The sequence below is a fragment of the Planktotalea sp. genome, assembly GCF_050633725.1.
GTDB lineage: Bacteria > Pseudomonadota > Alphaproteobacteria > Rhodobacterales > Rhodobacteraceae > Planktotalea.
The window spans coordinates 155,050-180,704 of the sequence record NZ_JBOEHB010000007.1; the positions used below are offsets into that span (position 1 = coordinate 155,050).

Below are 25,655 nucleotides of genomic sequence, written 5' to 3' on the forward strand. Positions count from 1 at the left end.
TCACGATCAAGGCCAAGGACGTCATCATGCTTTACTCATCCGCGCAAGCGTGGCGCGATGCGCCGCAAAAACGTGTGCTAATCTTCGCGATGTCGGGGCTGGGCAAAACCCATGTCTCTGAAATGCTGGCCGAGCAAGGCAGCTGGTTTCACTACACCGTCGATTACCGCATCGGTACGCGCTATATGAGCGAGCATATCATCGACAACCTCAAGCGCGAGGCGATGAAGAATAGCTTTCTGCGCGAAATGTTTATGCAAGACCTGATCCACTTCGGTGTGAATGTGCATGATCATGACCTGCGTCCTGTCGCGGCCTACCTTGGCAAGCCCGGTAATCCCGACAAAGGCGGGCTGCCCATCGCAGAATATCAACGCCGCCAAGATCAGTTTCGCACCGCCGAGATTGCTGCGCTTGAAGACACCGCGCCATTCATCGCGCGGGCGCAATCAATCTATGGATATGACAACTTCATCTGCGATACAGGTGGGTCGATTTGTGAATGGGTTGATCCTAGTGATGCAAACGATCCTTTGCTCAGCGCCTTGGCGAAAGACTGTTTGATGGTTTGGATCAAAGGCAGCGACAGCCACACAGATGAATTGGTTCAACGCTTTGATAAAGAGCCCAAGCCGATGTCCTATCAACCTGAGTTTCTGGCGCGTGTTTGGGCGGAATACTTGAGCGATAACAACATGCAAGAAGGTGATGTTGATCCAGATACCTTCATTCGCTGGACCTACGCACAAGCGCTTGCGCATCGCCAACCCCGCTATGAAAATATGGCTGCAAATTTTGGCATAACAGTACAAGCCTCGGACTGGGAAACCATCAAGTCCGAAGCCGCTTTTGTTGATGTGATCGCAGATGCTCTTGCTGCGCAAACGCCTTGATCCTATCTCTACTACTCTCATTTGTGAAAGACGCCTGACATGCCGATAAAGCTCCCTGCCGACCTACCTGCCTTTGACGTGTTATCGCGCGAAGGTGTTATGGTCGTGTCAGATGATCAGGCCGCGCGGCAAGACATTCGCCCGCTACGCATTGCTCTGCTCAATCTGATGCCGAAGAAAATTCAGACGGAGAACCAATTCGCCCGTCTCATCGGTGCAACGCCCCTGCAGATCGAGTTTTCGCTGATCCGCATGAGCGAGCATCAAACCAAAAACACCGCTGCCGAGCATATGGAAAGTTTCTATCGCCCGTTTTCCGAGGTGAAGGATCAAAAGTTTGACGGCTTGATCATAACTGGCGCGCCCATCGAGCACCTGCCCTTCCCGGATGTCACCTATTGGGATGAGCTTTGCGAGGTCTTCGCTTGGACCCAAACCAATGTGCATTCAACCTTTGGTGTGTGTTGGGGCGGAATGGCGATGATCAATCATTTTCACGGCGTTCAAAAACACATGCTGAATGAAAAGGCCTTTGGCTGCTTCCGGCACAAAAATCTCGCACCTGCCTCGCCCTATCTGCGTGGCTTTTCAGACGACTGTGTCATTCCGGTCAGCCGCTGGACCGAGATGCGCCAAAGCGAGATTTCCCAAAGCGAAGGGTTAACGACATTGCTCTCAAGTGATGACGCTGGCCCCTGCCTTGTTGAAGACGCCAAACATCGCGCGCTTTATATTTTCAATCATTTTGAATACGATAGCGGCACCCTAAAGCAAGAGTATGATCGCGATGTCGCCGAAGGCACACCGATCAATGTTCCGATGAACTATTATCCGAATGATGATCCAAGCCAGCCACCGCAGAACCGTTGGCGCAGCCACGCACATCTGCTTTATGGAAATTGGATCAATGAAATATATCAATCAACGCCGTTTGATAGCGATTTGATAGGTGCTTAGAATTCTGCTCAGCGTTGTGATCCTATTCGCAATATTTGCGGCGCTGACGGCATGGCGCGCACAGCAACGCGAAACGATGGCAGAAGACAGCTATCCGCCCGAAGGCCAGTTTGTTGACGTCAACGGCCATCGCGTTCACGGCGTTGTGCGTGGCTCTGGCCCCGACTTGGTCCTGATCCACGGCGCGTCCAGCTCTACGCGCGATTATACGTTTTCGCTGCTGGCTCAACTAGAAAAGCACTACCGTGTTATTGTGCTGGATCGACCGGGCCTTGGCTATTCAGAGCCCATGACGCGCGATGGCGAAAGCCTGCCAGAGCAAGCAGCGCTTTTATCGCAAGCCGCTGCCAAGCTGGGTGCCAAGAAACCGATCGTGTTGGGACATTCTTTTGGCGGCGCGGTTGCGCTTGCGTGGGCTCTGCACCACCCCGAGAACATCTCAGCGTTGGTTTTGGTTTCCGCTCCATCAAACGATTGGCAAGGCCCCGTCGATCTTTTGTATCGCGTGAATGCGTCTTGGTTTGGCGCGACGTTTCTCGTCCCAGTTATGACTGCTTGGACGCCCCAAACCTATGTCGAGAACGCCTTTGATCAAGTCTATACACCGCAGGCTGCCCCAGAGGGGTTTTCCGACTATTTCGGTGCAAGCATAACTTTGCGCCGCAAAACCATGGTGGCAAATGCACGTCAGCGCATCCGCCTGATGCCCGACATTCGCGAAATGATCCCAAGGTATGGCGAAATCAAAACGCCCACCGAGATTTTGCACGGTGATCAGGACAAAATTGTCGGTTTGAGCATTCATTCTGAATTGCTGGTCGATCAACTCGATGATGCCGAGCTGACAGTGCTGAACGGCATTGGGCATGGCCCATTGCATAGCGCAGAGCGCGAAGTAATTGACGCAATTCACCGCGCAGCATCGCGTGCTGGATTGCGGTAACGGCGTAGGCTCTTCATAGTCACATGAACAGGATCAAAGGATGAGCAAAATGGACCTACCTTTTGACGGCGCAATCAGCACGTTCTTCAAAGAAAAAGCGCCGCAAAACGTGCGCGATGCAATCAAACGCGCAGAGAAAGACGATATTCTCAATCCGGATTATCCGCACTCCGAACGCATGAAGCGCAAAACCTACGAGAAAGAAATGGCCGATTTGCAAATCGAATTGGTGCGTTTTCAACACTGGGTCCGCGAAACGGGTCAGCGCGTGGCTGTTGTTTTTGAGGGGCGCGACGCTGCTGGTAAAGGTGGCACGATCAAACGGTTTCGTGAAAACCTTAACCCACGTTCGGCCAATGTCGTCGCGCTTTCCAAACCAACAGAGCGCGAGTCCACGCAGTGGTATTTCCAGCGCTACATAGACCACTTGCCCGCAGGCGGCGAAATCGTGTTTTTTGATCGCAGTTGGTACAATCGCGGCGTTGTCGAGCATGTGTTTGAATTTTGCACACCAACGCAGCGCGAAGCCTTCTTTGAGCAAGTCACTCATTTCGAGGATATGTTGGTGAATGAAGGCATTACGCTGGTGAAATTTTGGTTAAACGTGAGCCAAGCCGAGCAGCTACGCCGCATCATGGCACGTGAAAGCGATCCGTTGAAGCAATGGAAACTCAGCTGGATTGACGTCGAAGGCTTGAACCGCTGGGATGGATACACGGATGCAATCAAAGAAACGCTTGAGCGCAGTCACACCGAAAATGCGCCCTGGACAGTGATCCGCTCTGACGACAAACGCCGCGCACGCCTGTCCGCAATACGTCACGTTCTGGCCCAGTTCGAGTATTTTCACAAAGATGCCAAGGCACTGGGGAAAATAGACAAATCTATCTGTTCAGGACCGGATATCTGGGATGCCTAAAAAACGGGGATATCATCACGGAAATCTACGCCAAGCGCTGGTGGAAGCCGCGCTTGAGCTGATCCGCGAAAAAGGCCCAACAGGTTTCACGCTGTCTGAAGCGGCCAAACAAGCGGGCGTAACCCCAGCTGCCGTTTACCGTCACTTCGAAGGGCGCGAGGATCTGATCGCAGAAGCCGCACGTCAAGGCTATGAGATTTTCGCAGATGTGATGCAATATGCCTATGAAACGGGCCAGCCTTCTGCCCTTGCGGCTTTCGAGGCAACGGGACGCGCCTATCTTGCCTTTGCACGCAAGTATCCCGGGCACTATATTGCGATGTTTGAAAGCGGTATTTCGGTTAATCGAACGCCCGAACTTGCCGCTGTTTCGACACGCGCGCGCGGCGTGCTGGAACGCGCGGCAGAAGACCTGAACCAGCATATACCTGAAGGAAAACGCCCTCCCGCCACGATGTTTAGTGCCCATATTTGGGCGCTAAGCCATGGTGTTGTAGAGCTTTTTGCGCGGAACAGCCCTGGAACCCAAAGCCCGTTTCCACCAGAAGATTTGCTTGAAAGCGCTATTGGAATCTATTTGCGAGGATTGGGTCTGATTGATCCCGATATCAAATAGAGACGCGCAATGCGCGTCACAGGTTTGGCATGGGCGATGCCCATGCAGATAATGCCTTCGGCGAGGATATTTAGTGAGAGAGGAAGGGGCAGCCAATTTCGACTGCCCCACGAGAAGCCATGCTTCCCCTCTCACGGCCATCGGCGTCCCCGCCTGTACCGTCCCCTTACAAAACACTCATTTGGTTAAATATGTGTTTCCTCTCTCTTATAAATATCCCCGCCGGAGGCACCTGCATGCCGAAAGGCATGCTCAAATAAGAAAAGGGCCGCTCGAATGAGCGGCCCTTTGCAATAGAATTTGAAACCAGTGATTAACGCTTGGAGAACTGGAAGCTACGACGCGCTTTGCGCTTACCAGGCTTCTTACGTTCAACAACGCGGCTATCGCGCGTGATGAAGCCAGCAGCTTTCAAAGCACCGCGTAGCGAGGGATCATAAAGCTGAAGTGCTTTAGAAATACCGTGCTTAACCGCGCCGGCCTGACCAGAAAGACCACCGCCCTTTACAGTCGCCATCACGTCGAACTGATCTTCAACGCCTGCAACCGTGAACGGCTGACGCAGGATCATCTGCAAAACTGGGCGCGCAAAATATGCGTCCATGGCTTTGCCGTTTACCACAACCTTGCCGGAGCCAGGCTTGATCCAAACGCGTGCAACCGCGTCTTTACGCTTGCCTGTCGCATAGGAGCGACCGAGCTCGTCACGGACTGGCTCACGTACGATTGCTGTTTCAACAACAGCTTCTACGCCTTCGGCTACTGCGCCGAGTTCTTCGAGAGAATTTACTTGATCAGCCATGATTATACCCGTGAGTTCTTGGAGTTCATGGACTTCACGTCCAAAACTTCTGGGTTTTGTGCTTCATGCGGGTGCTCAGCGCCAGCATATACACGCAGGTTCGTCATCTGCTGACGGCTCAAAGGGCCGCCTGGCAGCATGCGCTGAACCGCTTTGGTCATCACGCGCTCTGGGTAATCACCCTCGAGCAGCTGACCCGCTGTGCGGAACTTGATGCCGCCCGGGTGGCCTGTGTGCCAGTAATATTTCTTGTCGGTGCGCTTCTTGCCCGTCATCTGCACTTTTTCAGCGTTGATGATGATGACATTGTCGCCCATATCCATGTGCGGCGTGAAGGACGCTTTGTGCTTGCCGCGCAGGCGCATAGCAACGATCGAAGCGAGACGGCCCAAAACAACGCCTTCAGCGTCGATAATGATCCATTTCTTTTCGATGTCTGCTGGCTTTGCAGAGAAGGTTTTCATCGATTTTACCCTTATAGGTCTTTAGAATCTGTAAGCGCGGGAGATCCCGCGCTGAATACGAGGCTTATACGTGCTCTGATTTTCTCGTCAACAGCAGTAAGTCACGTTTAATTCAATAAAAACATATGCTTATAAATTAGGTATAATAATACCCCACTTAAACACCTATTCTTTCGGGTGGTTCGTCGAGCAAGTCGCGCAAACGCGCCATGGCGGCTTCAAAGTGGTCGTGATCTATCTGGGCATTAATGGCGATGCGTACAGCATGGAGCGCGCGCGCTTCGCGGCCTGCAAATTCTTCTGCGGGACGGATTTGCACCTTTGCGGCTTCTGCCGCTTGGCAAAAGGCTGAGGCGCGCCACCCTTCTGGTAATTTCAACCATATAAAGGGCACATCGACATTCCAAGTAAGCTCATATCGTCCCAAGAGGTTAACGCATGTTTGAATATACTGCCCAAAGACAGAATTCACCTTGGCGGCACATTCAACGGCACGTGGATCGTTCAGCAAGCGTTCTGTGAGATCGGCAAGCGGCGTGGCAAGCCCAAAGAACCCATGCTCTGCAGAGCGGCGCAGTGCGGGCACCATTGGTTTTGGCGCAATCACAAAGCCGATACGCAGCGCAGGTGTCAGTGTTTTGGAAATGGAAGATACATACCAGCCGCGCTCCGGTGCCAACATTCGATAGCTTGGAGCGCGTGATGCGCCCATGCGATAACAATCATCTTCGATAATTTGGATGTCATGGGCGCGCGCAACCTCGATGATTTCTTCGCGTCTGGATTCGGGGGTAAACAAACCCGTCGGATTGTGCACTTCGGGAGAGGTGCAAATCGCCTGAACGTTGCTGGTTTTTGCAATGGCAGCAATCGCTTCGGGAATCATGCCGTTTTCATCCATCGGCACGGCAATCACTTCGGCGCGCAACAAAGCAGCGGCGCGTCTAAAGCCCGGATATGATAATTCTTCCACAAGAACCACAGGAGCAGGACCGTGCAGAACAGATTGAAGCGCGAGGCTGACCCCGTTTTGCCCGCCATGTGACAGCACTATGTCGCCCTGATCCAACGCCCCCAAAGGCGTGCCTTGCAACCAATTCATCACGGCCGTGCGCGCGGGCTTAAAGGTTTCGCGATTTGGGTAGTGCATGACCCCCGACTGAGGGGCCGCAGCCACCTGCCCCATTAAGGACTGTATCAACGCGGCTTGTCCAACATCGGGTAGTTGAGGCGAGGTCAAACGCACGACGTCTGGGCGGCGTTCAATATTAGGGGCCTGCGCAACGACATCTACGAGGTAGTCGCTTTTATTCAGAGTGACCTTTTCAGGTTTGGGAGGCGCAACAAAAGTGCCGCGTCCAACCGCTGCTTCCAGCGTGCCCTCGTCGGTTAAGAGCGAATAAGCGCGCGCAACTGTGCCGGGGGTAATCTTGAGATCCCATGCAAGATCTCGCACAGGAGGCAACTTGCGCCCGACCTTGAGTGTCGCATCCGAGATGGCTTCTCGTATCGCGTCGGCCAGCGCTTTGTACTTAGGGCCATCACGAAACTCTATGCTGGGCAACCAAATTGTATCCATTACAATCTTTCTATAGACGTACAATGTTTCATTTTGTATCTCCATAAGTACGGAAAAATATCATTGTGTCAATACAATTATAGGAGTGTACCATGTCACATACTCGCGCTCTGATCTCAGCAGATCTTGCCTTTCTCGACCAGCAACGCCCATTGCCGCTTTTGGCAACGGTTGCCGTGTTCGTAGCTGTGACCAGCTCCAAATGGGCGATGCGCTATCGAACGCGTAAAGCCTTGTGCGATCTTGACGCTCATCTTTTGCGTGACATCGGTTTGACGCCAGATGCCGCAGAAATTGAGGCGAACAAGAGGTTCTGGCGCGCTTAACGCGTCTCGGACTGTTCCCAAGTTTCTCGAACCTCTTACTTCGGCGACTTTCATGTTTCGACATGGGTCGCCGCTTTTTGTTGATGCAGCGAGGGGTCGACCTGCGTTATTTAGGTGGAATGGCGTAAGTAAGGGATGCGCGAGCAACAGGCGCTTCAAGCCCTTCTGAATGTATCAATACATCGCCAACAGCGAGCGAGCGTCCCAATTTGTGAAGACGCGCATAGGCGATCAAATCGACGCCTGATTGCGGTTTGCGCATGAAGTCGATGGAGCAATTTGTGGTTACGGCTAAGGTAACAGGCCCAATCATTGCCATTGTAGCAAGATAAATTGATACATCCGCTAACCCAAACATTGTAGGTCCACTAATTGTACCGCCGGGGCGCAAATGGCGATCTGCGACGGGCAAGCGCACGGTGACCTGCATTGGCGCGACTTTTTCGACGATGAAATCTTCGGCCACTTGCGGGAATTCTTTGATCATTAACGCGTTTAGCGCCGCTGCGTCCATTTTCAGGTCCATGTCTTTCCTCCCCTTAGGTCATGCAGTAGGGTTTACGTAACGAAGCATGGAGAGCAAGATGGCAATTCTGGAACGTCGCGGCACAGGCGCAATCGCCCACCTACATATGAACGCGCCAGAGCGGCTAAATGCGCTGTCGGACGAAATGCTCGCAGCGCTTCAAAGCGAGTTGGATGAATTGCGCGAAACCGCAAGCGTGCGTGCAATTGTGTTGTCAGGCGCCGGAAAAGCGTTCTGTGCGGGGCATGATCTCAAGCAAATGACCGCAGGTCGGCAAAGCGAAGACGGTGGAAAAGCCTATTTCAAAGATTTGTTCGATCGCTGCGCGCATATGATGCAGAGTATTCGCGCCCTGCCCCAGCCCGTTATCGCGCAGGTTCATGGCATCGCCACGGCTGCTGGTTGTCAGTTGGTTGCGAGCTGCGATCTGGCTGTTGCGGCAAAAGGAACGCGCTTTGGTGTGAACGGCGTTAATATTGGCTTGTTTTGCTCCACTCCAATGGTCGCGCTGACCCGCAATATCCCGCGCAAACAGGCCTTTGAGATGCTCACGACAGGCGGTTTTATCGATGCAGAGCGCGCAGAGACGTTAGGTTTGATTAACCGCGTCGTCGGTGAAGACGTGCTTGAAAGCGAAACCCTGGAACTTGCGGAGACAATTGCCGCAAAGCTTGGCGCTGCGGTTAAAATCGGAAAGTCGGCGTTTTATGATCAACTTGATATGAATTTGGCCGATGCATACGCCTTCACTGGCGCAGCAATGGTGGAAAACATGTTATACCGTGATACCGAAGAAGGCATTTCAGCATTTCTTGAAAAGCGCGCGCCAGATTGGTCGCAGGATTGACGGGAAAACAATCCCGCATAGGCTTAGCTATCGTTTCTAGAGCAGAAACAATCGGCTCAAGAATGTGACGCGCTGATATGCGCTCTGTTGCCAACGTCGACATGTTCGAAACCACGTTAACCTTAACGTAGATTGAGGTTAACGCCGACTTTTACGCGATCGTTTCCAAATTGGCGCAAGTCTGTTTCAAACTGCGCATTTGCAGTGAAATACCGCGCTACGCATCCTGATCACATCCGCGTGAGTATTCCAGCGCGAATGGTTTTGCTGATCATAAGGTGTGCCCGATGCGTTTTTTAATAACGACTGCAATTTTGACTTCTCTCGCGAGCGTCAGCTCGGCGGCGGATTTACCCAACCCCATTTTGCCGTCTGACTTCCCGACGCTCGACACGGAAACCGTGGCGTTGGGGCGACAACTTTTCTTTGATCCAGTGTTGTCAGGCAACGACAACATCGCCTGCGCGACCTGTCATCACCCAGCTCTAGGCACAGGCGATGCGATGTCATTGTCCATCGGCGAAGGCGGTCTTGGCCTTGGCCGTATGCGCGAAGTGGTTAACGGTAACGCGCCAAAAGCGCGTATTCCGCGCAATGCGCCAGCCTTGTTTAACCTTGGCGCGCGCGAATTTTCCACGATGTTCCATGACGGACGCGTTCAGCTAAATCGTGAGGCAATGTATGGGATCGCCATGCCAGAAGGACGCACGCTAGAGCGCCCGCTGACATCCGCACTTGCCGCCCAGAACATTCTTCCAATTCTAAGCCATGATGAAATGGCCGGTCACCCGGGTGAAAATTCCATTGCCGATGCAATTGATGCCGAGGAAATTCACGGCCCCAACGGTGCATGGCAGCAAATCACCGCAAAAGTAGAGGCCATCGAAGAATACCGCATGGCATTTGATTGGATTATTGGCCAAGACACGCCGCTGCACATTACTGACATTGGCAACGCGTTGTCCCAATTCATCACCTATGAATTTCGCGCCACTGATAGCCCGTTTGATCAGTATCTCAACGGCAAAGAAACTGCGATGACGCCAGAGCAGTTGGCAGGCATGGAGATTTTCTACGGAAAAGGCAATTGCTCGAGCTGCCATTCGGGCAAGTTCCAAACCGATCATGGTTTCCACGCGATTGGCCTGCCACAGTTCGGGCCTGGTAAAGACGATGCCTATGCCGACGCGGGGCGCGGTATGATTAGCGGTATCGATGCTGACAAATACCGTTTCCGCACGCCGTCTTTGCGCAACGTAACATTAAGCGCCCCCTACGGGCATAACGGAGCCTATACGGATCTTCGGGCGATGGTACGCCATCACCTTGACCCGTTTGAAGGGCTTGGAAACTACGACCGTCGACAAGCCGCGCTGCACGAACTGGGCGAAGGCGCAAAAGATTGGGAGCCAATGGATAATTTGGCCGAAGTCTTGCGCATCGCTATGGCCGCTGAAATCGAACCCGTTGCCTTAACCGAAGGCGAAATTGATCAACTCATGGCCTTCCTTTCCGCGCTTGAAGACCCGATTAGCCGCAATGGCCGTTTGGGTGTACCAGACCGTGTGCCATCTGATCTGCCTCTCGATCCGATATCAGACCCAAGTTAAGAGTTTGCTAATTGGCGCGCAGTGACCTAAATGCGCGCCATGGAAAACACTCTACATATCATCGGTGGCGGGCTCGCCGGATCCGAAGCCGCTTGGCAGGCCGCTAACCAAGGCGTCAAAGTCGTCATTCACGAGATGCGCCCGAAAGTTGAAACCTTCGCGCATAAATCTGGTGATTTGGCCGAAATGGTCTGCTCCAATTCGTTCCGCTCTGATGATCACGAGCAAAACGCCGTTGGCTTGTTGCATTGGGAAATGCGTCAGGCGAGTGGATTGATCATGGAGATGGCGGGCAAACATCGCTTGCCCGCGGGTGGCGCTTTGGCTGTTGATCGCGAAGCCTTTGCTGCTGGCGTGACCGAGAAAATCACCTCGCACCCCAATATTTCCGTTGATTATGAAGAGATTACTTCGCTTCCGACCACGGGTCATTGGATCATCGCAACGGGCCCGCTAACGTCATCGTCTCTCGGTGAAGCGATTGCCGCCGAGACGGGCCAAGATGCGCTCGCCTTCTTTGATGCAATCGCTCCTATCATCTATGCGGATAGCATCGACATGAGCAAAGCGTGGATGCAGTCGCGTTACGATAAGGGCGAAACCGAGGAAGAACGCACGGCATATCTTAACTGCCCGATGGACAAAGCGCAGTACGAGGCCTTCATTGATGCGCTTTTGGAAGCCGAAAAAACCGAGTTTCACGAGGGCGAAACAGCTAAGTATTTTGATGGCTGCCTGCCAATCGAAGTGATGGCAGAGCGTGGTCGCGAAACTCTTCGTTTTGGCCCGATGAAGCCCGTTGGCCTGACCAATCCGCATCAGCCAGATGTGAAAGCCTATGCGGTCGTGCAACTGCGCCGCGACAACGCCTTGGGAACGCTGTATAATATAGTCGGCTTTCAAACAAAGATGAAATACGGTGCGCAAGCCACTGTTTTCAAAACAATTCCGGGTTTGGAGGATGCCAGTTTTGCGCGCCTCGGGGGAATTCACCGTAACACATTTTTGAACTCTCCTACCTTGCTCGACAGCCAGATGCGCTTGAAATCTCAGCCCCATATCCGCTTCGCCGGCCAGATTACCGGTGTAGAGGGCTACGTTGAAAGTGCAGCGATGGGCCTTTTGGCAGGTCGCCTTGCCGCGTCAGAGATAAATGGCACAGCTCTTCCCGATCTTCCTCAAGACACGGCAACAGGCGCGTTGGTGCACCACATAACAGGCGGCGCAGAGGCTAAGACATTTCAACCGATGAACGTCAACTTCGGCCTTTTCCGTCCTGTTGAAGGATTAAAAGGTGGTCGTCGTGGACGCGCCGACCGCTACAAGGCCTATACTGATCGCGCGAAAACCGCTTGGACAGAGTGGCTTAGCGGCCAAACCTAGACATAAGCGTTTTTGCCAGTTAGCGTTGAAGGATGACAGAGACATTCCTCGACAAAGCCTACGATACCACAGGCACCGAAGCGACACGTGAGCTATACACGAGTTGGGCCAAGACCTACGAAGCGGAAGTGGGTGAAAACGGCTATGCAACGCCCGGACGTTGCGCCGAAGCTTTGCGTGCGGTTACGACTGATTTTTCGGCTCCAATTCTAGATTTTGGCTGCGGTACAGGGCTTTCTGGGCTTGCTCTATCACTCGCAGGTTTCCAAATTATTGACGGAACTGATCTGACCCAAGATATGTTGGATCAAGCTGCTGAAAAACGGCTTTATCGCACGTTGACGCAAGCGGACCCTGACGCGCCTTTCCCGGTTCAAAAGGGCAATTATTCAGTGATTTCTGCGATTGGTGTCATTGGCGCAGGCGCTGCGCCGCTGGACGTGTTTGATATGTTGCTTAATGCGCTGGATCGAGGAGGAAAGTTCGTATTCTCCTTTAATGATCACACACTTGAAGACCCTGCCTATGAAGCAAAGGTTGTTCAATGCGTTGAACGCGGCAGCGCGGTCATCTTATCTCAATCCTATGGCGATCATTTGCCTGGTTTGAACATGAAGTCCAAAGTATACGTGCTTGAAAAGACGTGATATTTAACACTAGATTTGCCCCCAGCCCAACGGGACCTTTGCATCTTGGTCACGCGTATTCGGCGCTGCTTGCCCATGATCGCGCGCGCGCAGCGAATGGGCAGTTTTATTTGCGAATGGATGATATTGATCAAAGCCGTGCGCGCGTGCACTGGGCTGAGCAAATTCAAGATGATCTGAGTTGGTTGGGAATTTCTTGGGACGGCCCCATTTGGTCACAACACCAGCGTAGCAAAGAGTATCGCGAAGCTTTGCAAAGGCTTTGGGATATGGGCTTGCTCTACGCTTGCACCTGTACCCGCGCAGACGTCAAGGCGGCCGCAAATGCTCCGCAAGAAGGTGCGCCATTGATGGGTCCAGACGGGATCATTTACCCGGGTACTTGCCGTCATAGAGAGATCAGCAATCTAGACTCGCGTGCAGCGGTGCGTATTAACATGAAAAACGCCATGCAACACCTTGATTGTGATGAAATATCATTCATTGAAGGCCGAGAAAAAATCGGAAAAAATCGCGATCAAATGATCAATGAAATTGGCGATGTGGTTCTCGCGCGCAAAGATATGGCCGCGTCTTACCATCTCTCAATTGTTGTGGATGATAAGGATCAAAATATCACCCATGTCATCCGGGGCGAAGATTTGCGCGACGCCACATTTATCCATGTGCTCTTGCAACGTCTGCTGGGCTACCCAACGCCAGAATACACGCACCATAAACTTATTCGGGATGAAAATGGTAAACGGCTTGCCAAACGGGATGACGCGCGTGCAATTGCGAAATTTCGTGAAGACGGGGCGAGCCCAAAGGATATTCGCATGCTCGTCGGTCTATGAAACTACATGGGTGACATTAATATCTTCTCGTAACCTTCTGAAATTGATGTGTAAAAACAGCTTCTCCGATTGGTGTGGCAGGCAGGTCCGGTTTGACGAACAATGGCGAGCAAACAGTCTTTGTCACAATCCATTCTAAGCTCGACAAGCTCTTGAACATTGCCTGACGTCTCGCCCTTTACCCAAAAGGACTGACGCGAACGCGACCAATAGGTTACTTTACGGCTCTCGATTGTACGCGATACTGCTTGTTCATTCATCCAAGCCATCATCAACACTTCGCCAGATCCTTCAGCTTGAGCAATCACAGGAATAAGACCTGCCTCGTTGTAGGCCAGCGTTGCGGGATCAAAATCCATCAGGTACTCCTTTGAAAACTGAGGCATGCCGCCTACTTAAGCAAATGCACACTCATGCGAAAGCGCAATCATATGTCTGGTGAAACTGATCTCATAAAACTCTACTCAGGCCGCATTCTTGAACTTGCAGCCGACATACCGCGCGCAGAGCGTCTAAGCGAGCCACATAGCAGCGTCAAAAAACGCTCGCCTCTGTGTGGATCAACGGTGACAGTGGATTTGCGTTGTGAAAACAGCAAGATCAGTGACTTTGGGCAAGATGTAAAAGCCTGCGCTTTGGGTCAGGCCGCCGCCTCTGTTGTCGGAGGTGCGATTGTTGGATGTTCCGCGGAGCAAGCGATCAAAGCGCGCGATCAACTGCGCGCCTTGCTCAAAGGCAGTGGCGTTGTCCCAGACGCGCCTTTTGAGGGTTTTGAGGTGTTTCTGCCTGCCTCGGCTTACAAAAACCGCCATGCCTCTATTCTTCTTTCGATCGAGGCGACATGCGAAGCGATTGATGCGCTGCAAAACGCATAAAAAAACGCCGCACATCCAATGATTTGGATGGCGGCGCAAGGTTAGTGCTTTCGTGTGGGACCCGATGGATCGCCGTAATGAGCCAGGCAAAGCTCTTGTAAATAACACTCTAGTTGGGACAGGACGTGTTATGCTGCATCGAAGTTGGGACAGGATGCGGGGGGCGTCGGCACGAAATCACGAGGCAAATAGTAAAAATCAGACAAATCCGGGAATGTGCAGGGCGGCCATAAAGATGGTCATCAAAGAAACGGCACCGATGGCATCCTGCAGCAATGTGCGATCCGCGCGGGCGATTACGGCTTTGACTTGATCCATCATGGGGTGGCTCCTGCTCAATCTCGTTTTTGTTGCACCTTTGTTCTCATTTGCGGAACGTTATGTAAAGAACAAAATGGAACATTTGAGAACATTTTGTTAACTAATTTTCTAACCTACTGAAATTAAACGAATAGCTTGATCTTGTTCCATCAGCCAAAGGAGAACACGCGCCGCTTTGCCGCGCGCGCTGGTGAGCTTGGGGTCATCGTGAAGAAGTTTTCGAGCATCACTTTGCGCGATATCCATTAGAGCCGTTTGGTTTTCCATGTCTGCAACGCGGAACCGTGGAAGGCCCGATTGCGCGGTTCCGATCAGGTCCCCCGCGCCTCGCATTTGCAAATCTGTCTCTGAAATCTGGAATCCGTCTTCGGTCTCGCGCAATACAGTTAGCCGTTTTTGCCCGTTTTCTGACAGCGGCGCTTTATACATCAAAAGACAGGTTGACGCTGCCGAACCACGACCAACCCTGCCGCGCAACTGATGCAATTGCGCAAGGCCAAAGCTTTCGGCCCGTTCAATCACCATGATCGTCGCGTTTGGAACGTTTACGCCCACTTCAATCACTGTTGTTGCGACAAGAACCTGAGCGCGCCCTGCCACGAAGTCGGCCATTGCTGCGTCTTTTTCAGCTGCGGGCATCTGGCCATGAACCAAACGCACGGTGTCGTCACCCAAGATCGCGCGCAAAGTTTTGAAACGCTCCTCAGCAGCGATCAGGTCAGACACCTCGCTCTCGCCAACCAGAGGACAGACCCAATAGGCTTGCCGCCCATTCGATATCGCACTCTTGAGATGCTCAACCACCTCGCTGACACGTTCGTCCGAAATGAGCGCGGTCTTGATCGGTTGGCGACCCGCTGGTTTTTCATCCAGCACCGACACATCCATATCCCCATACTGCGCAAGCGCGAGCGAGCGTGGAATCGGTGTCGCTGTCATGACAAGCACATCGGCGTTTTCGCCCTTCTGGCCAAGTTCCAAGCGTTGACGCACGCCAAAACGGTGCTGCTCGTCTACAATCGCCAATCTCAAATCAAGAAATTGAACGTCCTTTTGGAACACCGCGTGTGTCCCGACGAGGATTTGAATTTTGCCTTCGTTTAACGCGGTTAATTTTGCCTCTCTTTCGCGGCCTTTGTCGCGGCCTGTGAGCAATTCCAGAACAACGCCAGCGGATTCTGCTAACGGCTGAAGCCCCTCAAGGTGCTGACGCGCGAGTATCTCGGTGGGCGCCATCATCACGCCCTGCCCGCCTGATTCCACGGCCGTGAGCAGCGCCATAAAAGCGACTAAGGTTTTACCAGAGCCAACGTCCCCTTGAAGCAGCCGGTTCATCCGCTGCCCGTTTGCCATATCCGTCGAAATTTCATCAATAGCGCGATTCTGCGCGCCCGTCGGTTTATAGGGCAGCGCCTTTAACACTTGGTTACGCAGTTTGCCTGTTCCCCTGCTTTCAATGCCAGGGGCGCGCCGTCGGTTTGCGCGGGCAAGCGCCAATGTGAGCTGGTGCGCCATGAATTCATCGTAGGCTAATCGCTCTCGCGCTGGCGCAGTCGCGGCAAGATCCGCGCTTGACGTGGGTGCATGAACCGCTGCAATTGCATGGTTCCAATCAGGCCAGTTGTTTTCATTCTTTTGAGTGGGATCAACCCACTCATCCAGTTCAGGGACCAGTGTTAACGCGTTCGCGATAGCTTTGCTCAAGGGCTTTTGCGTCACGCCCGCGGTTAAGGGGTAAACGGGTTCGTATGTGGGAATTTGGGCTGCGTCCTCTGTGCGCACCACGTGGTCCGGATGCACCATTTGCGCCAGCCCATCAAATAGTTCGACTTTTCCTGAAACAACACGGCGTTGTCCCGTGGGTAGCAGTTTGCCCAAATAATCGCCTCGCGCATGGAAGAACACCAATTGGAATGCAATCTGCGCGTCAATCACATCAATGCGATATGCGCCGCCTTTGTTGCGCGGTGGGCGGTGTTGGCCAATTTCGACTTCCACGGTCAAGGTGTTTGGCAGATCGGCCCCTTGGACGGTGGCTTTGATCGTGCGGTCAATACCAGAAAATGGTAATAAAAACAAAAGATCACGAGGCTTTTCTACGCCAAGCCCCGCCATGTTCTGCGCGGTTTTCGGGCCAATTCCGTCAAGCTTGGTAAGCTCGGAAAAGAGCGGGTAAAGAACCTCTGGGCGCCCGCTCATAGGGATTCAATCAAGGCCAACCAGCCATCTTCATCAATCTTTTGCACGCCTAGGTCTGCCGCTTTTTTGGCCTTTGAACCCGCTCCGGGGCCGGCGATGAGAATGTCTGTCTTGGCAGAAACCGAGCCAGACACCTTGGCGCCTAACGATTCCGCGCGTGCCTTTGCTTCTGCGCGGGTCATCTTTTCCAAGGTGCCTGTAAAGACAACAGTTTTGCCTGCAACGGGGCTGTCAGAACTTGGTTGCTCTGCGTCCTCTATGGTTAATTCGTCCGTCAATCTCGTGATAGAGGCGCGCTCTGCCTCTTGATTGAAGCTGGTGACAAGCGAGGTCGCCATAACCGCGCCAACGCCATCTATCGAAATTAGATCCTCCCAAGCCGCGCTCTCGCGATCATTTGCGCTGTCCATCGCGTTGACGAAACGGGTCCATGATCCATAGTGCCGCGCGATCAAAGCTGCGTTTTGCGCGCCGACATGGCGCAGACCAAGGGCGAACAAAACGCGCGCAAAGCCGATGTTTCTGCGCTCGTCAATTGCATCGAAAAGCTTGTCAGCGCTTTTGGCACCCCACCCTTCGCGGTTTTTAAGCTTGGTTAACGGCTGCTGTGCATCGCGTTTTCTAAGGGTGAAGATATCGGCTGGTTCACGAATTGGCAGCGCGGGGTCATGGTAGAACATCTCCACCTGTTTTGCGCCAAGCCCCTCAATGTCAAAAGCGCCGCGCGCAACGAAATGCTTTAATTTTTCAACCGCTTGCGCAGGACAGATAAGCCCACCTGTACAGCGGCGGATCGCGTCGCCCTCTTCACGAATGGCGCGGCTTTGGCATTCTGGGCAGGTTTTTGGGAACTCAAACGGTTTGCTATTTTCCGGGCGTTTTGACAGATCGACATCTTTGATCTTTGGAATGACATCGCCCGCGCGAAAGATTTGAACCCAATCGCCCACACGTATGTCGCGCCCCTCGCGTATCGGCGCGCCATTGCCATCGCGCCCCTTAATGTAATCTTCATTATGAAGGGTCGCGTTTGAAACAACGACGCCGCCGACGGTAACTGGCGTCAGCCGCGCGACGGGACTAAGCGCACCCGTTCGGCCAACTTGTATGTCGATTGCCTCAAGTCTGGTCCAAGCAAGTTCGGCAGGGAATTTATGCGCAATCGCCCAACGCGGCGTTGTCGAGCGAAAACCGAGGCGGGATTGAAAAGCAAGATCATCGACCTTGTAAACAACACCGTCGATATCATACCCCAGATCTGCGCGCTCTTGTTCGATGTTGTGGTAATGTTCGATCAGTTTGTGGGCCGTTTCAAAACGCTTTGTAAGATCATTTGTCTTAAATCCAAGCGCCTTTAGCCGCTTTATTGATCCTTCTTGAGTATCCGCAAGCGGATCAGACAATGCACCCCACGCATAAGCGAAAAACTTCAGTGGACGTGATTTGGTAATCTCGGCGTCTAATTGTCGAAGTGATCCGGCGGCGGCGTTGCGCGGATTGGCAAAGGTTTTGCCCCCGCGCTCGGCCTGGCGTGTGTTCAGTGTTTCGAAGTCCGCATGGCTCATATAAACTTCGCCCCGAACTTCAAGCAATTCTGGTGCGTTTTCAATCTGTTGCGGTATGTCAGCAATCGTGCGGGCGTTGGCGAGCACGTCCTCACCGGTTGCTCCGTCGCCTCGGGTCGCGGCTTGAACTAAAACACCGCTTTCATACCGTAGCGATAAAGAAAGCCCGTCGATTTTTGGCTCTGCTGTAAAGGCAAGCGGTGCATCAATGGTTAGTCCCAGATATTTGCGAATGCCTTGGACGAAGTCGCTTACATCTTCATCAGTAAAGGCATTGCCCAGCGACATCATGCGCTGCGCATGGGTAATTTTGCCAAACCCATCCTGCGCGGGCGCGCCGACTTGCTCGCTCGGGCTATCGGCACGTTTCAGGTCTGGAAATCGCGCCTCAATCGCGGCATTGCGCTGCTTTAGCGCGTCGTATTCCGCATCAGTTAGCGTGGGCGCATCCTTGCCATAGTAATCGTCGTTTGCGCGGCGAAGTTGTTTGGCCAGGCGCGCCAATTCAAAGCGTGCGTCCACTTCATTCAGGTCACTGATATTGATCGTCGTCATGCGCGCCTTCCCCAGAGTCGCATTAGTGATAGGGGGACGGCGCGCGCGCGTCTAGAGGGGCGGCGCAATGCCAAAGCCGGGGTGATTTGTTATCCCGCTGCGGCCATTGGCGTTTTGCTTTGAGCATTTTCGACAGGATCACGTAATACATAGCCGCGCCCCCAGACCGTTTCGATATAACTGTCTTCGTGTGTCGCTTCGCACAGCTTCTTGCGCAGTTTACAAATAAAGACGTCAATGATCTTGAGTTCGGGCTCATCCATACCGCCGTAGAGATGGTTCAAGAACATCTCTTTCGTGAGCGTCGTGCCCTTGCGCAGCGAAAGTAGCTCTAACATCTGGTATTCTTTGCCCGTGAGGTGAACAGTCTCGCCTTCGACCTCGACGGTTTTGGCATCAAGGTTCACCGCGATCTTGCCAGTATAGATGATCGACTGAGAATGCCCTTTGGAGCGGCGAATGATCGCGTGAATACGCGCAATCAGCTCGTCACGATGGAACGGTTTAGTGAGATAGTCGTCCGCGCCAAAACCGAAACCTTTGATCTTGTTTTCTGTATCGTCCGAGCCTGACAAGATCAAAATCGGCGTATCAATCCGTGCAAGGCGCAGCTGGCGCAGAACCTCATGTCCGTTCATGTCTGGCAGATTTAGATCAAGAAGGATCAAATCGTAATCATATAGTTTCGCCAGATCGATGCCCTCTTCCCCGTATGAGGTCGAATAGACATTAAGATTGGCGTGAGTCAGCATCATATCGATGCTTTTCGATGTTGTGGGATCGTCCTCAACCAAGAGTACGCGCATAGGGTCACTCCGTTCATTTGCTTCAAGGGCAAGCTGAGGGAAAATAGTTAACCCAACGTTACCGTTCGCAATAAAAAAGTAACACACTCAACTTAAGGTTGTCTATAGTGCTGAATGCGCGTGGTTTTCAGGGCTTTCTCTCCGTGAGTTGCAACTGCATGCACCCATTGCGTGAACTCTTCTTCGCTAAGCGAATACCGCTCGAGCGCTTCGTCTTTTGAAATCAAACCGTGCGTTACGCCTTTGACAACCGCGGCTTTGCGCGATGCGACCCAGCGCCGTGTTTGAGGTGTTGGCAGGTCTGCCCTGCTCATGACTTGGCCGTTGGGTAGGGTCACGGCCCTTGGTCCATCTACTTTCTTGAGATACATTATTACGCCTCTTGTCTGCTTGCTGGCCTTTCTGCGTGCAATCTCTTAAAGCGAAGTGAAACGCCCCCTTGAGAGTGTTTAGGATTTTCCTATATTTTCTTTGGTTCTGGTAAGGAGTTGCCGTCATGGCGCTAGATCAACCTGACAAACTCAATAGCCTTGGGTTCGCAAAACCCCCTTCCGAAACCCGCGTCGTTGTTGCGATGTCTGGCGGCGTGGACAGCTCGGTTGTCGCGGCGCAATTGGCGTCCGAGGGCTATGATGTGGTTGGCGTGACCTTGCAGCTATATGATCATGGCGCTGCCTTGGCCAAAAAAGGTGCGTGCTGCGCTGGCATTGATATTCACGATGCGCGCCGCGTCGCCGAAGAAATGGGGTTTCCTCATTATGTTCTCGATTATGAAAACGTGTTCAAAGATGCGGTGATTGACGAATTCGCAGACAGTTATCTTGCTGGTGCAACGCCTGTGCCCTGTATTCGGTGCAACGAGCGGGTAAAGTTCAAAGACTTGCTAGAGACAGCCAAGGATCTTGATGCGGATTGCATGGCGACGGGGCATTATATCCAGCGCATGATGGGCCCTGAAAAGGCAGAGTTACATGCGGCGGCTGATGGCGCGCGTGATCAGAGTTATTTTCTATTTTCCACCAAACAAGAGCAGCTCGATTTCTTGCGCTTCCCTTTGGGCCACCTGCCCTCCAAGGATGCGACGCGTGAACTTGCGGCAAAGTTCGGGCTAAGCGTTGCGGACAAGCCTGACAGTCAGGACATTTGTTTTGTGCCAAACGGCAATTACGCAGCGGTGATCGAAAAGCTGCGCCCCGGCGCGGCAGAAGCTGGCGATATTGTTGATGTGGATGGCACTGTGCTGGGGCATCATGAGGGCGTTATTCATTATACGATTGGCCAGCGTCGCGGCCTTGGGATTGGTGGTCTGGCCGATCCTCTCTATGTTGTGCGGCTCGATGTGGACAAAAAACAGGTCATCGTTGGCCCGAAAGAGATGCTCAGCACGCGGACCATTCCCGTGCGCGAAATCAACTGGCTGGGTGATGATCCGCTGATGTCAAAAGACGAATGGCATGTGTTGGTGCGCGTGCGCTCTACCCGTCCGCCGCGCCCTGCGATTATTCGCCCGATCTCAGAAACCGAAGCGAGTGTTGAGCTGCTGACGCCCGAAGACGGCGTGTCACCGGGGCAAGCTTGTGTTTTTTATGATACCGACAGCACACGTATTTTCGGTGGTGGTTGGATTTGGCGGGGATACTAGGCAATGCAGCGTTTTTCCCTTCTAGACTTATCACCTGTGCCAGAGGGGCAACGCACTGGCGATGCGATCCGCAATACGGTTCACCTCGCACAAGCGGCAGAAGTGGCGGGCAATCATCGCTATTGGCTTGCTGAGCATCACAACATGCCGGGGATCGCCAGCGCGGCCACCTCGATCATGATTGCGCAGGTCGCAGCGGCGACAAAGACAATGCGTGTCGGCGCCGGTGGCATCATGCTGCCCAATCATGCGCCTTTGGTTGTGGCCGAGCAATTCGGCACGCTTGCAACGCTTTATCCCGATCGCATTGATCTGGGGCTTGGCCGAGCACCCGGAACTGATATGGCAACCGCCCGCGCGCTGCGCCGTCATATGGCGCCAGAGGATAGCTTTCCGCAGGATGTGCAGGAATTGATCGGGTATTTCGATGAAAACCCCGAAGCAACGGTGCGCGCCGTTCCCGGATATGGCACGCAGGTGCCTGTTTGGATCTTGGGGTCCAGCTTGTTCGGAGCGCAGCTTGCCGCGCATTTGGGGCTGCCTTACGCCTTCGCCTCCCACTTTGCGCCGGATATGTTAGAGCAAGCGCTACATATCTATCGATCAACATTCAAAGCCTCTCGGGCGCTTGATAAGCCCTACGCGATGATGGCGGCTGGCGTTTGCGTTGCGCCAAGTGACGAGGAGGCAGTGTTCCTGCGCTCGTCTCAAATCTTGGCCTTTGCACGGCTTCGCACTGGCAAGCCGGGTCTTTTACCCTATCCGACGGACGAGATAGGCGCGCAGGTGCCGACGCAAGTTCTAAGGCAGGTTGAACATGCCCTGTCGTGTTCTGCAACTGGCGCGCCTGACACGGTCTATCGCGGGTTAGAGGGCCTCATTTCGCGTTATCAGCCTGACGAATTGATGGTCACAGGCATGATCCATGATCACGATTCGCGGGTTCGATCGTTTGAGTTGGCGGCGAACGTGTTGAAATCATTGATCTCAGAGTAAACTGCGCCGCCCAAACGGCCCTTTCTCTCACTCTGGCGTTGGTAGCTGTGCCTTCAAACACACACCTTGGCGCTCAGAATTGATGCGGCGGGGAAAAAAGGCTGACCCGCGTCAACCCTTCATGCCACATAGGGCGCACGGCATCCGTTAAGAGGTGCTTTCGAGGGCAGCATGGCAACTAAAACCGCAAAACCAGCGTTTGGCGCATTGATCTATTTCGCAGTGGCATTCAGCCTTGCGACGTATTTCACATTTGCGGCGGTTCAGGGCGATTACGGTGTCTTTCGCCGCGCAGAGATCAACGTAGCCGCGCGAGATCTGGATGTTCAGCTTACCATGCTCAAAGGCGAAGTTGCTGAAATGGAAAACCTGACCAAACGGTTGTCCGACACCTATCTCGATCTTGACTTACTTGATCAGCAAGCGCGCGATGTGCTTGGCTTGATCCGCGCAGATGAGATTGTCGTTCGATAACTTTCGGCATTTGTGCCTTTCCTTACAATCAAATTGAATCACTGGTCAGACGCGATCCGCTGCGGTAGAGTATAGTTTAACGCTAAACTAGTTTTCATCTTTGGGAGGGTGTTCGGCTAATGCCAGCGAAGAAAACAACCAAATCGTCGAATATTTCTGCTGACGCGCTGCTCAAGCACTATAAAGACATGCTTCTCATTCGCCGCTTTGAAGAAAAGGCGGGCCAGCTTTATGGCATGGGGCTGATTGGTGGATTTTGTCACCTCTATATCGGCCAAGAAGCCGTTGTTGTCGGCCTCGAAGCCGCAGCAGAGGACGGCGACAAGCGGATCACCTCTTATCGTGATCATGGCCATATGCTGGCCTGCGGCATGGACCCGAATGGTGTCATGGCCGAGCTTACGGGGCGCGCTGATGGTTATTCCAAGGGCAAAGGCGGCTCGATGCATATGTTCTCTAAGGAAAAGCATTTCTACGGTGGTCATGGCATCGTCGCGGCGCAAGTGCCGCTTGGCGCGGGTCTTGCCTTTGCTGACAAATACAAAGGCAACGGGCGCGTGACGTTTACCTATTTCGGTGATGGCGCTGCGAACCAAGGACAGGTCTATGAGACTTTTAATATGGCTGCGCTTTGGGAGCTACCGTGCATTTTTGTCATTGAAAACAATCAATACGCGATGGGCACAGCGCAGGGACGTTCAACATCGACGCCTGATCTATACACGCGCGGCGCCGCCTTTGGCATTCCGGGGGAAGCCGTAGATGGCATGGATGTTCTGGCGGTCAAAGATGCGGGCCAGCGCGCCGTTCAGCACTGCCGTTCTGGCAAAGGCCCCTACATTTTGGAGATAAAAACCTATCGCTATCGCGGTCATTCCATGTCCGATCCAGCGAAATATCGCACCCGTGAAGAAGTCCAGAAAATGCGCGATGAACGTGATCCCATTGAACAAGTGCGCGAGACCTTGCTGACAGGAAAACACGCCAGCGAGGATGACCTGAAGGCGATTGATAAAGAGATCAAGAAAGTTGTGAATGCCTCGGCGGAGTTCGCCAAGGAAAGCCCATTGCCCGATGTTTCGCAGCTTTGGACAGATATCTACGCAGAATCGGAGGCCGTGTAATGCCACATTTCGAAATCTATGTTGCAGATGTTGAGGCTGGCAAAGCCTACTATGGCGGCTTGTTTGGCTGGACGTTTGACGCAATGCCGGGCGGCGAAGCGGTTTCTTATCACTTGGCCTCTGGCGCTGGGATTGGCGGTGACACGGGCTGCACCATTGGCATGTTGACGCGCCCTGACACCGCCCACCCTGCGGGCAGCGCTGTGCGCGGCGGCACCATGACATTTGACGTTGATAATTGCGATGATCGCTATGCTTGGGCGCTCGCCAATGGCGGCGCGGAAGCATTGCCACCGACTGATTTTCCAGGCGTTGGCCGCTGCGCCTATGTTGAAGACGGGCAAGGCAATATCGTTGGTATGATTACATCATTGGGGGCTTCGTAATTTGGCAATTCAAATCCTTATGCCCGCCCTTTCACCTACGATGGAAGAAGGCACGCTCGCCAAATGGTTGGTTGCGGAGGGCGACACAGTCGCTTCTGGCGACATCATCGCGGAGATCGAGACCGACAAGGCAACGATGGAGTTCGAAGCGGTTGATGATGGTGTCATTGGCTCGATCCTCGTGCCCGAAGGAAGCGCTGGGGTGGCTGTGAACACGGCGATTGCGTTGCTGCTGGAAGACGGTGAAAGCGCATCGGATGCACGTGTCGCGCCGCCTGCCCCAATCGCACCTGCGCACGTTGCCCCCGCCGCCGCGGTTGCGCCCCCGCCAGTTGCTGCGCCGCAAGATCTAAAGCCTGATTGGCCAGACGGCACTCCGATGAAGCAGCAAACCGTTCGCGAAGCTTTGCGCGATGCGATGCGCGAAGAAATGCTGCGCGATGAGAACGTGTTTTTGATGGGCGAAGAAGTTGGTGAATACCAAGGCGCCTACAAGATTTCCCAAGGGTTGCTGGACGAATTCGGTGCCAAGCGGGTCATGGATACGCCAATCACAGAACATGGATTTACCGGTATTGCGGTTGGCGCGGCGTTTGGCGGGTTGAAGCCGATTGTTGAGTTCATGACGTTTAACTTCGCCATGCAAGCCATTGATCAAATTATCAATTCTGCCGCAAAGACGCTATATATGTCAGGTGGTCAAATGGGCGCTCCGATGGTGTTTCGCGGCGCGAACGGCGCAGCGGCGCGCGTTGGTGCACAGCACTCCCAAGACTACGCCGCATGGTATGCGCATATTCCGGGTCTCAAAGTTGTGATGCCTTATACCGCCGCAGATGCAAAAGGACTTTTGAAATCGGCCATTCGCGATCCAAATCCAGTGATCTTTTTGGAGAATGAAATTTTGTACGGTCGCTCTTTCGACGTTCCTGAGATTGAGGATTTGACCATCCCGATTGGCAAAGCAAAGATTGCGCGCTCGGGTGCTGATGTGACAATCGTTAGCTTTGGTATCGGGATGAGCTACGCCTTGGAAGCTGCTGATAAACTGTCAGAAGCCGGAGTTGAGGTTGAGGTCATTGACCTGCGATCCCTTCGCCCCCTCGATACCGAGACGGTCATCGAAAGCGTCAAGAAAACCAATCGCTGCGTAACCGTCGAAGAAGGTTGGCCGGTCGGTTCTATTGGCAGTCATATTTCTTCGGTTTTGATGCAGGAGGCATTTGACTACCTTGATGCGCCAGTGATCAATTGCACTGGCAAAGACGTGCCCATGCCCTATGCGGCGAACCTTGAAAAACTTGCGCTCACGACCACTGAAGAGGTGATCGACGCTGTGCGCAAAGTAACATACCGTTAAGGAA

General features: G+C 53.3%; 28 protein-coding genes. 18 read left to right on the plus strand and 10 right to left on the minus strand.

All coding sequences use genetic code 11. The features are described 5' to 3' along the window. Window positions 1-26 precede the first annotated feature (26 nt). The 5 genes from ACRBCU_RS08085 to ACRBCU_RS08105 are packed head-to-tail and all read left to right on the plus strand — an operon-like array spanning window position 27 to window position 4,328. Window positions 27-893, plus strand: coding sequence for an ATPase (locus ACRBCU_RS08085; RefSeq protein WP_431364864.1), 867 nt, complete (start codon window positions 27-29; stop codon window positions 891-893). A gap of 39 nt (window positions 894-932) precedes the next feature. After that, on the plus strand, window positions 933-1,850 hold the full coding sequence (metA, locus tag ACRBCU_RS08090; protein WP_431364865.1) for a homoserine O-acetyltransferase MetA: 918 nt from the start codon (window positions 933-935) through the stop codon (window positions 1,848-1,850). Then, entirely contained in the window at window positions 1,843-2,793 is a 951-nt protein-coding gene (locus tag ACRBCU_RS08095; protein WP_431364866.1) for an alpha/beta fold hydrolase, read from the plus strand. Before metA ends, ACRBCU_RS08095 begins: the two co-directional genes overlap by 8 nt. Before the next feature lie 49 nt (window positions 2,794-2,842). Then, window positions 2,843-3,712: a polyphosphate kinase 2 gene (gene ppk2, locus ACRBCU_RS08100; RefSeq protein ID WP_431364867.1), complete on the plus strand. Its 870-nt coding sequence runs from the start codon at window positions 2,843-2,845 to the stop codon at window positions 3,710-3,712. After that, window positions 3,705-4,328 (plus strand): TetR/AcrR family transcriptional regulator, encoded by a 624-nt coding sequence (locus ACRBCU_RS08105; RefSeq protein WP_431364868.1) that lies wholly within the window; start codon window positions 3,705-3,707, stop codon window positions 4,326-4,328. The genes ppk2 and ACRBCU_RS08105 overlap by 8 nt, the downstream gene beginning before the upstream one ends. 313 nt (window positions 4,329-4,641) lie before the next feature. Here ACRBCU_RS08105 and rpsI read toward each other — a convergent pair whose 3' ends face one another. The 3 genes from rpsI to ACRBCU_RS08120 form a co-directional block, all read right to left on the minus strand. Next, window positions 4,642-5,130 carry a 30S ribosomal protein S9 gene (gene rpsI / locus ACRBCU_RS08110; RefSeq protein WP_431364869.1) on the minus strand — a complete coding sequence of 163 codons (489 nt, stop codon included), beginning with the start codon at window positions 5,128-5,130 and terminating at the stop codon, window positions 4,642-4,644. Between the two features lie 2 nt (window positions 5,131-5,132). Further along, a complete protein-coding gene (gene rplM, locus ACRBCU_RS08115) occupies window positions 5,133-5,594 on the minus strand; it encodes a 50S ribosomal protein L13 (RefSeq protein WP_431364870.1) in 462 nt (153 codons plus the stop codon). 157 nt (window positions 5,595-5,751) lie between these two features. Further along, window positions 5,752-7,173: a PLP-dependent aminotransferase family protein gene (locus ACRBCU_RS08120; protein ID WP_431364871.1), complete on the minus strand. Its 1,422-nt coding sequence runs from the start codon at window positions 7,171-7,173 to the stop codon at window positions 5,752-5,754. Between the two features lie 92 nt (window positions 7,174-7,265). On the opposite strand from ACRBCU_RS08120, the gene ACRBCU_RS08125 reads away from it, so the two are divergent. Then, entirely contained in the window at window positions 7,266-7,499 is a 234-nt protein-coding gene (locus tag ACRBCU_RS08125) for a DUF1127 domain-containing protein (protein ID WP_431364872.1), read from the plus strand. Between the two features lie 106 nt (window positions 7,500-7,605). Here ACRBCU_RS08125 and ACRBCU_RS08130 read toward each other — a convergent pair whose 3' ends face one another. Then, window positions 7,606-8,025: a PaaI family thioesterase gene (locus ACRBCU_RS08130; RefSeq protein WP_431364873.1), complete on the minus strand. Its 420-nt coding sequence runs from the start codon at window positions 8,023-8,025 to the stop codon at window positions 7,606-7,608. A gap of 58 nt (window positions 8,026-8,083) precedes the next feature. Here ACRBCU_RS08130 and ACRBCU_RS08135 point away from each other — a divergent pair, with 58 nt between their 5' ends. From ACRBCU_RS08135 to gluQRS, 5 genes are all read left to right on the plus strand, one after another. After that, a complete protein-coding gene (locus tag ACRBCU_RS08135; protein WP_431364874.1) occupies window positions 8,084-8,872 on the plus strand; it encodes an enoyl-CoA hydratase in 789 nt (262 codons plus the stop codon). A 287-nt stretch (window positions 8,873-9,159) separates the two neighbouring features. Further along, a complete protein-coding gene (locus ACRBCU_RS08140) occupies window positions 9,160-10,482 on the plus strand; it encodes a cytochrome-c peroxidase (protein ID WP_431364875.1) in 1,323 nt (440 codons plus the stop codon). Between the two features lie 39 nt (window positions 10,483-10,521). Next, on the plus strand, window positions 10,522-11,865 hold the full coding sequence (trmFO, locus tag ACRBCU_RS08145) for a methylenetetrahydrofolate--tRNA-(uracil(54)-C(5))-methyltransferase (FADH(2)-oxidizing) TrmFO (RefSeq protein WP_431364876.1): 1,344 nt from the start codon (window positions 10,522-10,524) through the stop codon (window positions 11,863-11,865). Between the two features lie 32 nt (window positions 11,866-11,897). Continuing rightward, window positions 11,898-12,512 carry a class I SAM-dependent DNA methyltransferase gene (locus tag ACRBCU_RS08150; protein WP_431364877.1) on the plus strand — a complete coding sequence of 205 codons (615 nt, stop codon included), beginning with the start codon at window positions 11,898-11,900 and terminating at the stop codon, window positions 12,510-12,512. Further along, a complete protein-coding gene (gene gluQRS / locus ACRBCU_RS08155; protein ID WP_431364878.1) occupies window positions 12,509-13,348 on the plus strand; it encodes a tRNA glutamyl-Q(34) synthetase GluQRS in 840 nt (279 codons plus the stop codon). The genes ACRBCU_RS08150 and gluQRS overlap by 4 nt, the downstream gene beginning before the upstream one ends. Before the next feature lie 2 nt (window positions 13,349-13,350). Here gluQRS and hisI read toward each other — a convergent pair whose 3' ends face one another. Next, window positions 13,351-13,707, minus strand: coding sequence for a phosphoribosyl-AMP cyclohydrolase (gene hisI, locus ACRBCU_RS08160; protein WP_431364879.1), 357 nt, complete (start codon window positions 13,705-13,707; stop codon window positions 13,351-13,353). A 72-nt stretch (window positions 13,708-13,779) separates the two neighbouring features. Between hisI and ACRBCU_RS08165 the strand changes: the two genes are divergently transcribed. Continuing rightward, window positions 13,780-14,223, plus strand: coding sequence for an iron-sulfur cluster assembly scaffold protein (locus ACRBCU_RS08165; RefSeq protein ID WP_431364880.1), 444 nt, complete (start codon window positions 13,780-13,782; stop codon window positions 14,221-14,223). 198 nt (window positions 14,224-14,421) lie between these two features. Here the strand turns inward: ACRBCU_RS08165 and ACRBCU_RS08170 are convergent, their stop codons facing one another. The 5 genes from ACRBCU_RS08170 to ACRBCU_RS08190 form a co-directional block, all read right to left on the minus strand. After that, entirely contained in the window at window positions 14,422-14,544 is a 123-nt protein-coding gene (locus tag ACRBCU_RS08170) for a hypothetical protein (protein ID WP_431364881.1), read from the minus strand. Window positions 14,545-14,652: 108 nt separating this feature from the next. Beyond that, window positions 14,653-16,743, minus strand: a complete 2,091-nt coding sequence (gene recG, locus ACRBCU_RS08175) for an ATP-dependent DNA helicase RecG (protein WP_431364882.1) — start codon at window positions 16,741-16,743, stop codon at window positions 14,653-14,655. Continuing rightward, on the minus strand, window positions 16,740-18,863 hold the full coding sequence (gene ligA, locus ACRBCU_RS08180; protein ID WP_431364883.1) for an NAD-dependent DNA ligase LigA: 2,124 nt from the start codon (window positions 18,861-18,863) through the stop codon (window positions 16,740-16,742). The genes recG and ligA overlap by 4 nt, the downstream gene beginning before the upstream one ends. Before the next feature lie 89 nt (window positions 18,864-18,952). Continuing rightward, window positions 18,953-19,669, minus strand: a complete 717-nt coding sequence (gene ctrA, locus ACRBCU_RS08185; RefSeq protein ID WP_431364884.1) for a response regulator transcription factor CtrA — start codon at window positions 19,667-19,669, stop codon at window positions 18,953-18,955. A gap of 92 nt (window positions 19,670-19,761) precedes the next feature. Continuing rightward, window positions 19,762-20,040 carry a DUF1153 domain-containing protein gene (locus ACRBCU_RS08190; protein ID WP_431364885.1) on the minus strand — a complete coding sequence of 93 codons (279 nt, stop codon included), beginning with the start codon at window positions 20,038-20,040 and terminating at the stop codon, window positions 19,762-19,764. A gap of 125 nt (window positions 20,041-20,165) precedes the next feature. Between ACRBCU_RS08190 and mnmA the strand changes: the two genes are divergently transcribed. The 6 genes from mnmA to ACRBCU_RS08220 all read left to right on the plus strand — a co-directional run bounded on the left by mnmA (window position 20,166) and on the right by ACRBCU_RS08220 (window position 25,651). Continuing rightward, window positions 20,166-21,311, plus strand: coding sequence for a tRNA 2-thiouridine(34) synthase MnmA (gene mnmA / locus ACRBCU_RS08195; RefSeq protein ID WP_431364886.1), 1,146 nt, complete (start codon window positions 20,166-20,168; stop codon window positions 21,309-21,311). Window positions 21,312-21,314: 3 nt separating this feature from the next. Further along, window positions 21,315-22,307 (plus strand): LLM class flavin-dependent oxidoreductase, encoded by a 993-nt coding sequence (locus tag ACRBCU_RS08200; RefSeq protein WP_431364887.1) that lies wholly within the window; start codon window positions 21,315-21,317, stop codon window positions 22,305-22,307. Window positions 22,308-22,478: 171 nt separating this feature from the next. After that, window positions 22,479-22,781, plus strand: coding sequence for an FtsB family cell division protein (locus tag ACRBCU_RS08205; protein ID WP_431364888.1), 303 nt, complete (start codon window positions 22,479-22,481; stop codon window positions 22,779-22,781). Between the two features lie 119 nt (window positions 22,782-22,900). Further along, entirely contained in the window at window positions 22,901-23,905 is a 1,005-nt protein-coding gene (gene pdhA, locus ACRBCU_RS08210; protein ID WP_431364889.1) for a pyruvate dehydrogenase (acetyl-transferring) E1 component subunit alpha, read from the plus strand. Next, on the plus strand, window positions 23,905-24,291 hold the full coding sequence (locus ACRBCU_RS08215) for a VOC family protein (protein WP_431364890.1): 387 nt from the start codon (window positions 23,905-23,907) through the stop codon (window positions 24,289-24,291). Before pdhA ends, ACRBCU_RS08215 begins: the two co-directional genes overlap by 1 nt. A 1-nt stretch (window position 24,292) precedes the next feature. Beyond that, a complete protein-coding gene (locus ACRBCU_RS08220) occupies window positions 24,293-25,651 on the plus strand; it encodes a pyruvate dehydrogenase complex E1 component subunit beta (RefSeq protein WP_431364891.1) in 1,359 nt (452 codons plus the stop codon). The last annotated feature ends 4 nt before the right edge of the window (window positions 25,652-25,655 follow it).